Origin of the sequence: Methylobacterium sp. UNC378MF (assembly GCF_900103195.1) — a bacterium.
Classification (GTDB): Bacteria; Pseudomonadota; Alphaproteobacteria; order Rhizobiales; family Beijerinckiaceae; genus Methylobacterium.
Genome location: NZ_FMWU01000011.1, coordinates 147,566 through 161,141, shown reverse-complemented (window position 1 = coordinate 161,141; position 13,576 = coordinate 147,566). Strand labels below are relative to the sequence as shown.

General features: G+C 70.8%; 12 protein-coding genes. 11 read left to right on the top strand and 1 reads right to left on the bottom strand.

Going from position 1 to position 13,576, the window contains the following annotated elements; all coding sequences use genetic code 11:
* Window positions 1-96 precede the first annotated feature (96 nt).
* Complete coding sequence (locus BLT59_RS13660) at window positions 97-1,260, top strand: aldose epimerase family protein (protein WP_175544011.1); 1,164 nt, start codon at window positions 97-99, stop codon at window positions 1,258-1,260.
* Window positions 1,257-3,056: an IlvD/Edd family dehydratase gene (locus BLT59_RS13655; RefSeq protein WP_091780709.1), complete on the top strand. Its 1,800-nt coding sequence runs from the start codon at window positions 1,257-1,259 to the stop codon at window positions 3,054-3,056. Before BLT59_RS13660 ends, BLT59_RS13655 begins: the two co-directional genes overlap by 4 nt.
* Before the next feature lie 42 nt (window positions 3,057-3,098).
* Here BLT59_RS13655 and BLT59_RS13650 read toward each other — a convergent pair whose 3' ends face one another.
* Window positions 3,099-3,848 carry a FadR/GntR family transcriptional regulator gene (locus BLT59_RS13650; RefSeq protein WP_244513975.1) on the bottom strand — a complete coding sequence of 250 codons (750 nt, stop codon included), beginning with the start codon at window positions 3,846-3,848 and terminating at the stop codon, window positions 3,099-3,101.
* Between the two features lie 641 nt (window positions 3,849-4,489).
* Between BLT59_RS13650 and BLT59_RS13645 the strand changes: the two genes are divergently transcribed.
* From BLT59_RS13645 to BLT59_RS13605, 9 genes are all read left to right on the top strand, one after another.
* Window positions 4,490-4,639 (top strand): hypothetical protein, encoded by a 150-nt coding sequence (locus BLT59_RS13645; protein ID WP_175544010.1) that lies wholly within the window; start codon window positions 4,490-4,492, stop codon window positions 4,637-4,639.
* Window positions 4,640-4,711: 72 nt separating this feature from the next.
* Window positions 4,712-5,689, top strand: coding sequence for an AraD1 family protein (gene araD1 / locus BLT59_RS13640; protein ID WP_091780706.1), 978 nt, complete (start codon window positions 4,712-4,714; stop codon window positions 5,687-5,689).
* A 2-nt stretch (window positions 5,690-5,691) separates the two neighbouring features.
* Window positions 5,692-6,618, top strand: coding sequence for a Gfo/Idh/MocA family protein (locus tag BLT59_RS13635; RefSeq protein WP_091780704.1), 927 nt, complete (start codon window positions 5,692-5,694; stop codon window positions 6,616-6,618).
* A gap of 70 nt (window positions 6,619-6,688) precedes the next feature.
* On the top strand, window positions 6,689-8,215 hold the full coding sequence (locus BLT59_RS13630) for a carbohydrate porin (RefSeq protein WP_091780702.1): 1,527 nt from the start codon (window positions 6,689-6,691) through the stop codon (window positions 8,213-8,215).
* A 270-nt stretch (window positions 8,216-8,485) separates the two neighbouring features.
* A complete protein-coding gene (locus BLT59_RS13625; RefSeq protein ID WP_091780700.1) occupies window positions 8,486-9,988 on the top strand; it encodes an ATPase domain-containing protein in 1,503 nt (500 codons plus the stop codon).
* Entirely contained in the window at window positions 9,981-11,021 is a 1,041-nt protein-coding gene (locus tag BLT59_RS13620) for a sensor histidine kinase (RefSeq protein ID WP_091780699.1), read from the top strand. Before BLT59_RS13625 ends, BLT59_RS13620 begins: the two co-directional genes overlap by 8 nt.
* A gap of 162 nt (window positions 11,022-11,183) precedes the next feature.
* Window positions 11,184-11,546, top strand: a complete 363-nt coding sequence (locus BLT59_RS13615; RefSeq protein WP_091780698.1) for a hypothetical protein — start codon at window positions 11,184-11,186, stop codon at window positions 11,544-11,546.
* A 457-nt stretch (window positions 11,547-12,003) separates the two neighbouring features.
* Entirely contained in the window at window positions 12,004-12,603 is a 600-nt protein-coding gene (msuE, locus tag BLT59_RS13610) for an FMN reductase (protein WP_091780696.1), read from the top strand.
* An 8-nt stretch (window positions 12,604-12,611) separates the two neighbouring features.
* Window positions 12,612-13,571, top strand: coding sequence for an aliphatic sulfonate ABC transporter substrate-binding protein (locus BLT59_RS13605; RefSeq protein ID WP_091780694.1), 960 nt, complete (start codon window positions 12,612-12,614; stop codon window positions 13,569-13,571).
* Window positions 13,572-13,576 lie beyond the last annotated feature (5 nt).

Here is a 13,576-nt window from a genome sequence, read left to right as displayed (position 1 = left end):
GAGTATATATCGGGTCCGCGGCCGTCAACCGCGCGCCCCGTCGCGAGCCGGCGCAGGACCGGCGGGACGGGCGGAGTCACGAGGGGGGAGAACGCGATGCGTGGAGTGGGATCCCTGGCGCTGTGCGCCTGTGCGGCCATACCGGGCCTGACGCTGGCACCGGCCCGGGCGGCCGAGCCGACCCGGACGGTGTTCGGCACGCTGCCCGACGGAAGGACGGTCGAGGAGGTGACGCTGACGAACGGCAAGGGCGTCACGGCGCGGATCCTGTCGTGGGGGGCGCTCCTGCGGAGCCTCGACGTGCCAGACCGGTCCGGCAAGGCCGCGGATGTAGTGCTCGGCTACAACGACCTCGCCTCCTACCTGACCAAGGGCAACTATTTCGGCGTGAGCGTCGGGCGCTACGCCAACCGCATCCGCGCCGGGCGCTTCACCCTCGACGGCCAGACCTACACGCTGGCCACCAACGACGGCCCGAACGCGCTGCACGGCGGCGCGGCCGGCTTCGACAAGCGGCTCTGGACGATCACCGCGGTCACGGGCGGCGCGAGCCCTTCGGTCACCCTGCGCTACGTCAGCCCGGACGGCGAGGAGGGCTATCCGGGGACGCTGACGGCGACCGCCACCTACACGCTGGACGACACGAACACGCTCACGATCACCTACGAGGCGACCACCGACAAGCCGACGATCGTCAACCTGACCAACCACAGCTTCTTCAACCTCGCGGGGGAGGGTTCGGGCCGCACGATCCTCGACCAGACCCTGACCATCCCGGCGGAGCGCTTCACGCCGGTCGACGCCACCCTGATCCCGACCGGCGCGCATCTGCCGGTGGCCGGCACGCCCTTCGACTTCCGCAAGCCTACCGTGATCGGCGCGCACATCCGCGACGGGCGGGACGAGCAGATCGTGCGCGGGCGCGGCTACGACCACAACTGGGTGGTGACCGACGCCCCCACGGCCGAGCCGCACCCCGTGGCGCGGGTCGAGGATCCGAAATCGGGCCGCATCCTCGACGTGGCGAGCAACCAGCCCGGGCTTCAGTTCTATGCCGGCAACTTCCTCAACGCGACCGCGGTCGGTAAATCCGGCCTCGCCTACCGCCAGTCGGACGCCCTGGCGCTGGAGCCGGAACTCTTCCCCGACACGCCGAACCAGCCGGCCTTCGGCTCCGCCCGGCTCGATCCCGGCAACACCTACCGGAACGTGATCACCTACCGCTTCTCGACCAGCCCCGCCCATCGGACCCAGAAATGACAGACCAACCGATTGCACGGCCCCTGCGCTCGCGCGCATGGTTCGACAACCCCGACAATATCGACATGACGGCGCTCTATTTGGAGCGCTACCTGAACTTCGGCCTCAGCCTGGAGGAGCTGCGCTCGGGCAAGCCGATCATCGGCATCGCCCAGACCGGCTCGGACCTGTCCCCGTGCAATCGCCACCACCTCGTCCTCGCGGAGCGGATCCGCGAGGGCATCCGCGAGGCGGGCGGGATCGTCCTGGAATTCCCCGTCCACCCGATCCAGGAGACCGGCAAGCGGCCGACCGCCGGCCTCGACCGCAACCTCGCCTATCTGGGCCTCGTGGAACTGCTCTACGGCTACCCGCTGGACGGGGTCGTGCTGACCACGGGCTGCGACAAGACCACCCCGGCCTGCCTGATGGCGGCCGCCACCGTGAACATCCCGGCCATCGCCCTGTCGGTGGGACCGATGCTCAACGGCTGGTTCAAGGGCCAGCGCACGGGCTCCGGCACGATCGTCTGGAAGGCCCGCGAGATGCTTGCGGCCGGCGAGATCGACCATGACGGCTTCATCAAGCTGGTGACCTCGTCGGCGCCCTCGACCGGCTTCTGCAACACGATGGGCACCGCCACCACGATGAACACGCTCGCCGAGGCCCTGGGCATGATGCTGCCCGGCTCGGCCGCGATCCCGGCGCCCTACCGCGACCGGCAGGAGGCCGCCTATCAGACCGGCAAGCGCATCGTCGCCATGGTGGCCGAGGACCTGAAGCCCTCCGACATCCTGACCCGCGACGCCTTCCTCAACGCCATCGCGGTCAATTCCGCGATCGGCGGCTCGACCAACGCGCCGATCCACCTCGCGGCGATCGCCCGCCACATGGGCGTCGAACTCGACATCACGGACTGGCAGGCCCACGGTCTCGACGTCCCGCTCCTCGTCAACCTGCAGCCGGCGGGCACCTATCTCGGCGAGGATTACTACCGTGCCGGCAGCCTCCCGGCGGTGGTGGCGCAGCTGATGCGCCGCAACCTGATCCGCGAGGGCGCGCTGACGGTCAACGGGCGCAGCCTCGGCGACAATTGCCGGGGCACCGCGATCGAGGACGAGGACGTGATCCGGCCGATCGACCGGCCGCTCAAGGAGGCGGCCGGCTTCCTGGTCCTGCGCGGCAACCTGTTCGACGCCGCGGTGATGAAGACCAGCGTCATCGGCGAAGAGTTCCGCAGCCGCTACCTGTCGAACCCGGAGGATCCGGACGCTTTCGAGGGCCCGGTCGTGGTCTTCGACGGACCGGAGGATTACCACGCCCGGATCGACGACCCGAGCCTCGGCATCACCGAGGAGACCCTCTTGGTCATGCGCGGGGCCGGGCCGGTGGGCTACCCGGGGGCTGCGGAGGTGGTGAACATGCGCCCGCCCGCGCAGCTGATCCGGGCGGGTGTGCACGCGCTGCCCTGCCTCGGCGACGGGCGCCAATCCGGCACCTCGGGCTCGCCCTCGATCCTCAACGCCTCGCCCGAGGCTGCGGCCGGCGGTGGCCTTGCGCTCCTGCGCACGGGCGACCGGGTGCGGATCGACCTGCGCCGCGGCACCGCCGACATGCTGGTCGACGCCGACGAGATCGCCCGCCGCCGCAGCGCCCTCGAGGCGGCGGGCGGCTACGCCTACCCGGCCTCGCAGACGCCCTGGCAGGCGATGCAGCGCGCCGCGGTGGGGCAGATGCACACCGGGGCCATCCTGGAGGGCGCCGAGGCGTTCCAGCGCATCGCGCAGACGCAGGGCGTGCCGCGCGACAATCACTGAGGCCGGATCCCGGGTCGGCGGCGCGGGCGCCGCCGGCCGCCGTCAGGGCCGCAGCGCCATCTTGGTATCGGCGAGGGCGAGGCGGACGAGTTCGGTCATGGTCGCGCGGGCGGCCGCCGGGTCGCCCGCCACGATCGCATCGTAGAGGGCGCGGTGATCCGGCAGCGGGTCCCGGGGTAGGCCCTGGCGGCGATGCTTGAAGATCGTCGTCCAGGTCACCGCGGCGGCGATGGAGCTGGACAGGGCCATCAGCGCCCCATTGCGGGCCGCTTCCAGGATCGTGTTGTGGAAGGCCTGGTCGGCGGCCCGTCCGGCCTCGGTGGCGAGGCCGTGGCGGCCCATCTCCTCCAGGGCGTGCCCCATCCGGGCGATGTCGAGGCCCGAGCGCCGCTCGGCCGCGAGCGCGGCCGCGGCCGGCTCGACGATCATCCGCAGCTCGAACAGGTCGCGGATGAACGCCTCGCTCGGCTCCGATTCGAAGGCCCAGGCGAGGATGTCGGGATCGAGCAGGTTCCAGCGGCTGCGCTGAGTCACGCGCGTCCCGGTGCGCGGGCGGCTCTCGACGAGCCCCTTGGCGCTCAGGATGCGAATCGCCTCGCGATAGGCGGTGCGCGAGACGTTCAGCTTTTCCGAGAACTCGATCTCCCCGGGCAGCACGTCCCCGGGCGCGTAGCGGCCGCCGAGGATCGCCACACCCAGATCGCGGGCGACCGAGCCGTGGATGCGGCGCGAGCCCGACGCGAGGGGCAGCGTGATGTTCTCCAGACCGCGATCCTGCCTCACCTCGTCCACCTTCAGTCCGGGCCACCGGGTCGGGGCAGGATGGACGTGATCGTATCCTGAAGTTGTAGGAGCGCAAAGGGGAACACCCCCTGCGCCGTGGTCGCGGCCACGCTTGCAGGGAGAGGCGAACTGCTCTAGCTTAATTGTATGAGTATTGAACCGCCAGGGCCCGTCACAATCTGCGGCAGCGTCCTCATCGGCGCCGCCGACGTGGCCACGGCCGAGGCCTTCCGGGCCGTCGATCCAGCCATCGGGGCAGCCCTGGAGCCGGCCTTATCGACCGCTGGGCCCGCGGAGGTCGCGGCTGCGTGCGGATTGGCGGAGGCCGCCTTCCCGCACGTCTCGGAGACGGTTCCAGTTACACGCGCGCGCTGCCTCGAAGCTGTGGCCGAAGGCATCATGAATCTCGGCCCCCTCATCGAGCCGCCGATGTGCGAGACCGGGCTGCCGCGCAGGCGGCTGGAGGGCGAGCCCGCCCGCACGGTCGGTCGGCTGCGCCTGTTCGCCGATCTCGTCCGTTCCGGCGCGTGGATCCGGGCGATGATCGACCCGGTGCTGGCTCGCAAGGCCGGCCGACCGGCGCGGAGGTCGCCCCCGCGATGGTGCATGGCGGGCCCTTCCCGGCGAGCTCGGACGGCCGCAGCAGCTCGTTGGGCACGCTGGCAGTCGAGCGGTTCCTCCGGCCGGTCTGCAACCAGGACCGGCCCGAAGCGCTCCTGCCGCCCCTCCTGCGCCCGGACAATCCCTGGCACCGCGCACGCCGGATCGACGGCGTTCTCGCCCCGCAACCCGGCCGCTGACAGGCCGCCGCGCGACCCTCGACGGCCGCGCATTCAGGACGCCCCGAAGCGGTCGTCCCCGGGAGGAAGCAGATGGGACGATCACTCCTACAGTTCCGAGCCGTCGACGGGCAGCGGGGCGTCGCGATGATCGCCGGCGGCCGGGCGCGGCGGGTGCTCGGTGTGGACAGCGTGCTTACCCTGGCGCGCCGGGCCCTCGCGGCGGGAGACGATCTGGCCGCGACGGCCGATCGGGCGGGGCTCGGCGCGCCGGTCGATCTCGACGCGGTCCGGCTCCTGCCGCCCATCGACCACGCGGATCCTGCCCATCTGCTGCTGAGCGGTACCGGCCTGACCCATCTCGGCTCCGCGGAGGGCCGCGACGCGATGCACCGCGCGGCGGCCGATTCGGAGCCGACCGATTCGATGCGCCTGTTCCGGATGGGGGTCGAGGGCGGCAAGCCGGCACCGGGCGAGGCCGGGGCCCAGCCCGAATGGTCCTACAAGGGCGACGGCTCCTGCCTGGTCGCCTCCGGCGAGCCGCTGGTCTCGCCCGCCTTCGCCCGCGACGGCGGCGAGGAGCCGGAGATCGCCGGGATCTACCTGATCGACGGCGACGGAACCCCGGCGCGCCTCGGCTTCGCCCTGGCGAACGAGTTCTCCGACCACGTGACCGAGCGCGGCAACTACCTGTGGCTCGCCCATTCCAAGCTTCGCCCGGCCGCCCTCGGCCCGGAGCTCTGGCTCGGAGCCCTGCCGTCGGACGTGCGCGGGACCAGCCGCATCCTGCGGGACGGCACCGTGCTCTGGGAGAAGCCGTTCCTCTCCGGGGAGGCCAACATGTCCCACAGCATCGCCAACCTGGAGCGGCACCACTTCAAATACGCACCCTTCCGGCGGCCCGGCGACGTGCACGTCCACTTCTTCGGGACCGCGACCCTGTCGTTCAGCGACGGCGTCGCGACCCGGCCCGGCGACGTGTTCGAGATCGAGGCCGCACCGTTCGGGCTGCCCCTGCGCAATCCCCTGGTGGTGGCTCCGGCCGCCGACCCGATCGTGCGGGTGCTCTGACCATGGCGAACCCGATCCGCATCGGCCTCGTGGGCGTCGGCAAGATCGCCCGCGACCAGCATCTGCCGGTCATCGCCGCCTCGCCGGATTACAGCCTCGTGGCGGTGGCGAGCCGGCAGGGCGGCCTCGACGGGGTACCGAGCTACCGCAGTCTGCAGGATATGCTGGCGGCGCACAGCGATCTCGACGCCATCGCCCTGTGCCAGCCGCCCCAGGCGCGGTTCGCGGCCGCCCTGGCGGGGATCGCTTCGGGCCGCCACGTCTTCCTCGAAAAGCCCCCGGGGGCGACGCTGGCCGAGGTCGGGCTCCTGGTCGCGGCCGCGCGGGACCGGGGCGTGAGCCTGTTTGCGAGTTGGCATTCCCGCTTCGCGCCGGGGGTGGAGCCCGCCCGCCGATGGCTGTCGGGCCGCCGGATCAGGTCGGTGGCGATCGCCTGGCTGGAGGATGTCCGGCACTGGCACCCGGGCCAGGACTGGATCTGGGACGCGGGCGGGATGGGCGTGTTCGACCCGGGGATCAACGCCCTGTCGATCGCCACCCACATCCTGCCGCCGTTCTTCCTCACCGGCGCGACCCTGTCGGTGCCGGAGAACCGGCAGGCGCCGATCGCCGCCGACCTGCATTTCGCGGATGCCGCCGGCACACCGATCCGGGCGCGGTTCGACTGGCGCCAGACCGGGCCGCAGACCTGGGACATCCGGGTCGAGACCGATGACGGTCCGCTGGTCCTGTCACAGGGCGGGGCCGTCCTCACGATCGGCGACCGCGACCAGCCGCTCCCGCCCGAGGCGGAGTACCGCGGCCTCTACGAAAGATTCGCCGTCCTGGTCCGCTCCGGCGCCAGCGACGTCGACCTGAATCCGCTGATCCACGCTGCCGACGCCTTCCTGCGCGGCGAGCGCCGCACGGTGGAGGCCTTCACGGACTGACCGGGAGGCCCCTGCGGGACACGAACGCGACAGAGCCAGGCAAGGCCGCGCGGTTAAGGGGGAGTCACACATGAGAAAGCAATGGCGATGGGCCGCGCTCGCATTCTGCGCCGCGACGGTCACGGCGGGCGCACGCCCGGCGATCGCGCAGGTTGAAGCGACGGCTCCGGACGGAGGACCCTCTCTGGTCAATCCGGGGCCGAAGGCGAGCCCGGCGCAGAAGGCGAGGTACCGGGCGAACCGCGCCCGGCGGCGAGTCATCCGGGAGGCGCGGAGCTTCTCGGGCGCCAGCAGCGCCGCGGCCAGCCTCGACGTGCAGGGCAGCAGCGCGACGCCGCCCAGCCTGCCGCCGGGCACCCTCGATCTCGGCAACGGGATCAGCATGATCCTGAACTACACGGGCGAGTTCGCCGCCAACCCGTCCGGCGGCATCCGGCAGGGATCGGCCTATGCAGGCCAGATCGCCTTCGGCCTCGACGCCGATCTCGGCCGCCTCGCCGGATTCGACGGCGGCTCGGTCCACACAATCGTCACCCAGCGCCACGGCCGAAGCCTGGCGCAGGATGACATCGGCTTCAACGGCAGTGTGCAGGAGATCTATGGTGGCGGCCAGACCGCCCATCTCACCATGCTGTCCTACGAGCAGAAGCTGCTCGACAACCGGCTCGACATCGAGGTCGGCCGGATTCTCGCCAATCCCAACTTCCTGGGCTCGCCGCTCTACTGCAATTTCCAGAACAACGCGACCTGCGGCGCGCCGAAATCCATCTTCAAGCTGACGAACTTCACCTACTGGCCGATCGCCACTTGGGGTGGCCATGCCAAAGCCTGGGTCAGCGACAAGGTGTTCCTGCATGCCGGCATCTACGAGGTGAACCCGCGCGACCAGCTGCCGACCCAGAACGGGATCGACTGGTCGACCAGCGGCGCCACCGGATTCCTGGTGCCGGTGGAGGTCGGCTACTCGACCAATTTCGGCAACGATCCGCTGCCGCGCAACTACAGCATCGGCGCCGTCTTCGACCGGTCGGACTACAAGGATCCCGTGCTCGACCAGCGGGGCGGGGCCCAGGTCTTCAGCGGTCTCGATCCGCTGACCCGGTTCGGGCGCTCGGCGGTCTACGCGCGCTTCGACCAGATGGTCTGGCGGCCGGACCCGAGCGGCGTCCAGGGCCTGTCTGTGTTCGGCGTCGTGATCGGCGGCACCGGCGGCCGGCAGACCCAGGATTACTTCCTGGAGGGCGGCGCCGTGCTGACCGGCACCTTCCCGGGTCGGCCCTACGACACCCTCGGCCTCGTCTTCGCCATGGAGAAGCTCTCGCCGCTGGGCACGGCCAACATCCGGGCGGCGCGCACGTCGCTGGGGCTCGGCACCCGGAACGTCGAGTCCCTGCAGACCATCCTGGAGCTGAGCTACGGCATCCAGCTCACCCCGGCGGTGCGGCTGATGCCGAACCTGCAATACGTGATCGACCCGGACCAGACCCGCTTCCCGTTCCGTCCGAAGCCGATCCCGGACGCCTTCGTGATCGGCGCGAAGCTGTCGGTGGACCTGTTCACCCTGGCGGGCCTCGCGAAGGGCCCGGGCAGCCAGTAGCGGTCCGCTCACCCCGGCGCCTGTTCCCTGCGGAAGCCGGGCCCTCGGACCCGGTCGGGAGAGGGGCCGGCCTGCAACCGCGGGCCCGTGCACGCCGGCCCTCGCATCTGCCGAGGCCGGCCGGTCGCGCCGCGCCCGTCGGACCGGATCGCTGTGCCGGCGGCGCGGCGGCGTTTCGCGCTGCGCGCGCCTTCGTGTACGAGACCGGGCTCCGCGTTCCGTCGCGCGGTCGACGGGCCGGGCCCGTGGGACGACGGCAGAGACCTCGACATGGCAGAGACCGATCACGACGCGGCACCGGTCTCCACCGGGGTGACCGGCCTCGACCACATCCTGGCCGGCGGCTACGCGTCCCAGCGCTCGCACCTCATCGAGGGGCGGCCCGGATCCGGCAAGACGACGCTGGCGATGCAGTTCCTCCTCGACGGCGTGCGCCGGGGCGAGCGCTGCCTGTACATCACGCTCTCGGAGAGCCGGCGCGAGCTCCTGAACGTCGCGGAGCGCCACGGCTGGTCCCTCGACGGCATCGAGATCTGCGAGCTCGTCGCGCCGGAACTCAGCCTCGATCCCGGGCAGCAGCAGAGCCTCGTCCACTCGTCCGACCTCGAACTCGGCGAGACCGTCCGGATGGCGATCGCCGAGATCGAGCGGCTCAAGCCGCAGCGCGTCGTGTTCGACAGCCTCTCGGAGATCCGGGCGCTCTCGCAGGGATCGCTGCGCTACCGCAGGCAGGTCCACGCCCTGCGCAGCTTCCTGCTCATCCAGAACACCACGGCACTGCTCCTCGACGATCTCACCGCCGAGACGGACGACCTGAACCTGCACAGTCTCAGCCATGCCGTGGTCCGGCTGGAGCAGCTCGCGCCTCTGTACGGCGGCGAGCGCCGGCGCCTGCGCGTGATCAAGATGCGCGGCACGCCGTTCCGGGGCGGGTTCCACGACTACATCATCCGGCGCGGCGGGCTCACGGTGTTCCCACGCCTCGTCGCGGCCGACCATCTCGGCACCTTCCCCGACGACCAGTGCGGCACGGGCAGCCCCGAACTGGACCAACTGCTCGGCGGCGGCCTCGACCGGGGCACCAGCACGATGCTGATCGGCCCGTCCGGCGTCGGCAAGTCCACGGTGGCGCTCACCTGCGTCACCGCGGCGATCGCCCGCGGCGAGCGGGCGCTGATCCTCAGCTTCGACGAGACCACCGGCGTCCTCAGTCGCCGGGCCCGCGGCCTCGCCATGCCGGTCGACGACGCGATCGCCGCCGGAGCGCTCATCGTCGAGCAGATCGACCCGGCCGAGGTCTCGCCCGGCGAACTCGCCGACATCGTCCAGAACGCGGTCGAGCACGAGCGCGTGACGATGGTCGTGATCGACTCCCTGACCGGCTATCACAACGCCATGCCGGAGGAGAATTTTCTGCTCCTGCAGATGCACGAGTTGCTGACCTACCTGAACCAGCAGGGCGTGCTCTCGCTCCTCGTCCTGGCCCAGCACGGCATGATCGGGGCGATGGGCACGAACGTGGATCTCACCTACCTCAGCGACACGATCCTGCTGTTCCGCACCTTCGAGGCCGAGGGGCGGCTGCGGCGCGCGATCTCGGTCGTGAAGAAGCGCACCGGCAGCCACGAGGACGCGATCCGCGAATTGCGGATCGACTCCGACGGGATCCGCGTTGGCGAACCGCTCAGCGCATTCCGAGGTATCATGACCGGCGTTCCGACATTCGAGGGTGAGCGGTCGTCCCTCCTGCCGATCCGCGCGGCTGATGAGTGAGGCTGAACTGCCGGTTCTTATCTTCACGCCCGGTGGCCGCGACGCGGTCGTCGCCGCGACCATCCTCGGTGAGGCGCGGATCGCATCACAGGTGTGCGCCAACCTCGCCGAGGTGGTCTCCCGGCTCGACACGGCCGCCGGCGCGATCCTCACCGAGGAGGCGCTGCTGTCCTCGAACCGGCAGGCGCTGGCGGACTGGATCGCCGCGCAGCCGCCCTGGTCCGATTTCCCGTTCATCCTCCTGCGGCTGCGGGGCGCCGAGCCCAACGCGCAGCTGACCGACATGCTGGGCAACGTCAGCGTGCTGGAACGCCCGTTCCATCCGGCGACGCTGGTCATGGCCGCCCGCTCCGCCCATCGCGCCAAGCGCCGGCAGCTTGAGGCGCGGGCCTACCTTGAGGAGCGCGAGCGCACGACCGAGCGGCAGGCGCTCCTGATCCGCGAGCTGCATCACCGGGTGAAGAACACGCTGGCGACCGTGCAGGCGCTGCTCGGGGCCTCGGCCCGGTCCGCCACCAGCGTCGACGCGTTCTACGCGGCGTTCTCGGCGCGGGTGATCTCGCTGGCCAAGACCCACAATCTCCTGACCGAGGATTACTGGCAGCAGGCGCCCCTGCGCGAGATGCTGATGAACGAGTTAGGCCCCTACAACGACGTCGAGGGCGCCCGCATCAAGCTGGAGGGCCCCGCGATCGACCTGATGGGCGACCTCGCGGTCCCGACCGGCATGGCCATCCACGAGCTGACGACCAACGCGGCCAAGCACGGCGCACTGTCCGTTCCGGAAGGCCGGATCGCGATCCGCTGGGATATCGAACAGACGCCGGCCGCGCGCATGCTCCACCTGGACTGGACCGAGCGGGGCGGTCCGGCCACGGAGCCTCCGACGCGGAAGGGCTTCGGCTCGACGCTGCTGCAGCGCGTGCTGAAGGTCCAGTGTCAGGCGGAGATCGCCTTCGACTTCCAGCCCTCGGGACTGCGTTTCACGATGCGGGCGCCACTGCCCGAGACGCGCGTCGTTCCGGCCTATTGAGAGCACCGCCATTCCGGATTCGGGTGCGTCGCGGGCCGACCGCGGCATACGTGCCGTCACCATGTGCGCTTACACACAGATGTGTGTGGCAACATGCGGCTCAGTTCGAACTTATCGCAGGTGCGAGATTTGGATTGTCGCATCACAGCGGCATGTCGTTCGATGAATAAGTTCGCACCTCTCGTGGCAGCCATCCTGGCATGGGCCGCCTTCGGAACCTGGGCCGAGGCCCGGCGCTCGGCGCTCCAGAAGGACATCCCGGCGCTGCGTCCAGGGATCGAGGCCGATCTGGCCGCGCGCAACTGCCCGAACGTCCGGATCGATACGGAGCGGTTCCGCCAGTTCTCGCGAGAGAACCACCTCAACCACGCCGACTTCTTCACGAAGAAGCGCTCGGTTGCCTTGCAGCAGGAACTCGATGCGGAGCTGGCGCAGTTCCGCGAGCGCCCCGAGGAGGCCTGCGCGCAGATGTGGACCAAGTACGGCGACGACGGAACCGTGCTGCCCCTCCTCGCCCGCAAGTAGGCGCCCGGCCGGCCGCTTCGGACCCGGCCGGTCGCGCACCGTCGGCAACGGCGCATCCGGCGCTGGCGGTCCATCCGGCCGCCTCGGCTCTCCTCGCCGCCGCGCAGATCCGGAGATCCGGGGGCGGCGATTCGGTTCCAAGGCTTCCCGCGTTCCGAGGTCCGTCTTCTCCCGTTTCGCCGGACGGGAGACTGAACCTCCGGTTTTTGCCAGATCAGACCGCCGGTGCGCAAGAAATCATCGCCCGCTGGCGCGGCGGGCGAGATCAAAGCGCATGCCGGGCGCACGATTTCGAGGAGAACATTTTTCCTTCACAGAAGAATTGGGAACGTCATTTCATTGACGGCGGGAGACCCGACCATCAATTCTAGCGGCCTGTTCGGATGTCCGGCCGCGCACTCCCCGCTCCTCGCGATCGGGGCGGTCCGCCATCCTGTTCCACTGCAAGGCATCCGGAATGACACGACCGAGACTCGTCGGGCTGAGCGCGAACGTGCAACGGCCCTCCAAGACCCGCACGCTGGTGGATGCCGTGCTGCGCGAGGCCAGCGCCCGGGCCCCCCTAGACGCGCGCATCCTCGACTTCGTCGATGCCGGAGCCGGCCTCGGCGCTGCCTGGGCCCGCGATCAGCTCTCGCCGGCGGCGCGCGGCGTGCTCGCGGCCATCGAGGACGCGGACGGACTGGTGGTCGGCTCGCCGGTCTACAAGGGCGCCTATACCGGCCTGTTCAAGCACCTGTTCGATCTGGTCGATCCGGGGGCGCTGGCTGGTAAGCCCGTGGCGATCGTGGCCACGGGCGGCGGCGCGCGCCACGCGCTCGTGGTCGAGCACGCCTTCCGGCCGCTCTTCGGCTTCTTCGGCGCGCTCCAGATCCCCACCGCGGTCTACGCCTCCGATCCCGATTTCAGCGATGGCGTCCTCACCGAGGGCGGCGTGCGCGCCCGCGCCGCGGAAGCCGGCGGGCAGCTCGCCGCGCTGCTCGTGCACCGGGCGGCGTCCGCCGCGCCCTCTGCCGCTCGCTCCGCCGCGCCCCTCGCCCTCGCCGCCGCCGAGTGAACCGGGCAATGGTCGACCGCCGCGCCCTGCTGGCCGCCCTCGCGGGCCTGCCACTCGCACCGGCCCTGGCTCCGGATGCCCGCGCGGCCGAGCCCGGCGTGATGCGGATCGGCTACCAGAAGAACGGCATCCTGGTCGTCGCCAAGCAGCAGGGCCTGATCGAGAAGCGCCTTGAGCCGCTCGGGCAGACGGTACGCTGGACCGAGTTCTCGTTCGGGCCGCCGCTGCTCGAAGCCTTGTCGCTGGACGGGATCGATTTCGGGCAGACCGGCGACGCGCCGCCGATCTTCGCCCAGGCCGCCCGGTCCAACCTCGTCTACGCGGCCGCTCAGGAGGCCGGCGGCTCTGGGCTCGGGATCCTGCTGCCGAAGGGCTCGGGGATCCGCACCCTGGCCGACCTCAAGGGCAAGCGCGTCGCCTTCGCAAAGGCGTCGAGCGCCCACAACCTGACCATCGCGGCCCTCGAGAAGGCGGGCCTGACCTACGCCGATATCGAGCCGGTGACCCTGGCGCCGGCCGATGCTGCGGCAGCCTTCGCCCGGGGCAGCATCGATGCCTGGACGATCTGGGATCCGTACTTCGCCATCGCCGAGGCGGGGGAGGGGGTCCGCGTCCTGGCGCTCGCCACCAACATCGCCCTGCAGAACAACTTCTTCCTGGCGAGCCGGCCCTTCGCGGAGAGCCGGGGCGCCGCGCTGGCCGCCACCATCGACGCTCTCGCCGAGGTGGCGGCGTGGTGCACGCAGAACCGCGGCGCCGTCGCCGACCTCCTGTCGCAGGGCACCGGCGTGCCCCTGGCCGCGACCCGCCGCGCGGTGGACCGGACCGATTACGTGATCGGACCGATGACCGACCGGGTGATCGCCGCGCAGCAGCGGGTCGCCGACCGGTTCCACGCCCTGAAGCTGATCCCGAAGCCGATCCGGATCGCCGACGCGGTCTGGACGGCGCCCGCCCGCAACGGCTGAGAACG

Bases quoted from the DNA above. Each gene is read 5' to 3' on its own strand.
- BLT59_RS13630 (WP_091780702.1), top strand. From the start codon at position 6,689: ATGAGAAAGCAATGGCGATGGGCCGCGCTCGCATTCTGCGCCGCGACG.
- BLT59_RS13660 (WP_175544011.1), top strand. From the start codon at position 97: ATGCGTGGAGTGGGATCCCTGGCGCTGTGCGCCTGTGCGGCCATACCG.
- BLT59_RS13635 (WP_091780704.1), top strand. From the start codon at position 5,692: ATGGCGAACCCGATCCGCATCGGCCTCGTGGGCGTCGGCAAGATCGCC.
- BLT59_RS13605 (WP_091780694.1), top strand. From the start codon at position 12,612: ATGGTCGACCGCCGCGCCCTGCTGGCCGCCCTCGCGGGCCTGCCACTC.
- msuE (WP_091780696.1), top strand. From the start codon at position 12,004: ATGACACGACCGAGACTCGTCGGGCTGAGCGCGAACGTGCAACGGCCC.
- BLT59_RS13625 (WP_091780700.1), top strand. From the start codon at position 8,486: ATGGCAGAGACCGATCACGACGCGGCACCGGTCTCCACCGGGGTGACC.
- BLT59_RS13615 (WP_091780698.1), top strand. From the start codon at position 11,184: ATGAATAAGTTCGCACCTCTCGTGGCAGCCATCCTGGCATGGGCCGCC.
- araD1 (WP_091780706.1), top strand. From the start codon at position 4,712: ATGGGACGATCACTCCTACAGTTCCGAGCCGTCGACGGGCAGCGGGGC.
- BLT59_RS13620 (WP_091780699.1), top strand. From the start codon at position 9,981: ATGAGTGAGGCTGAACTGCCGGTTCTTATCTTCACGCCCGGTGGCCGC.
- BLT59_RS13655 (WP_091780709.1), top strand. From the start codon at position 1,257: ATGACAGACCAACCGATTGCACGGCCCCTGCGCTCGCGCGCATGGTTC.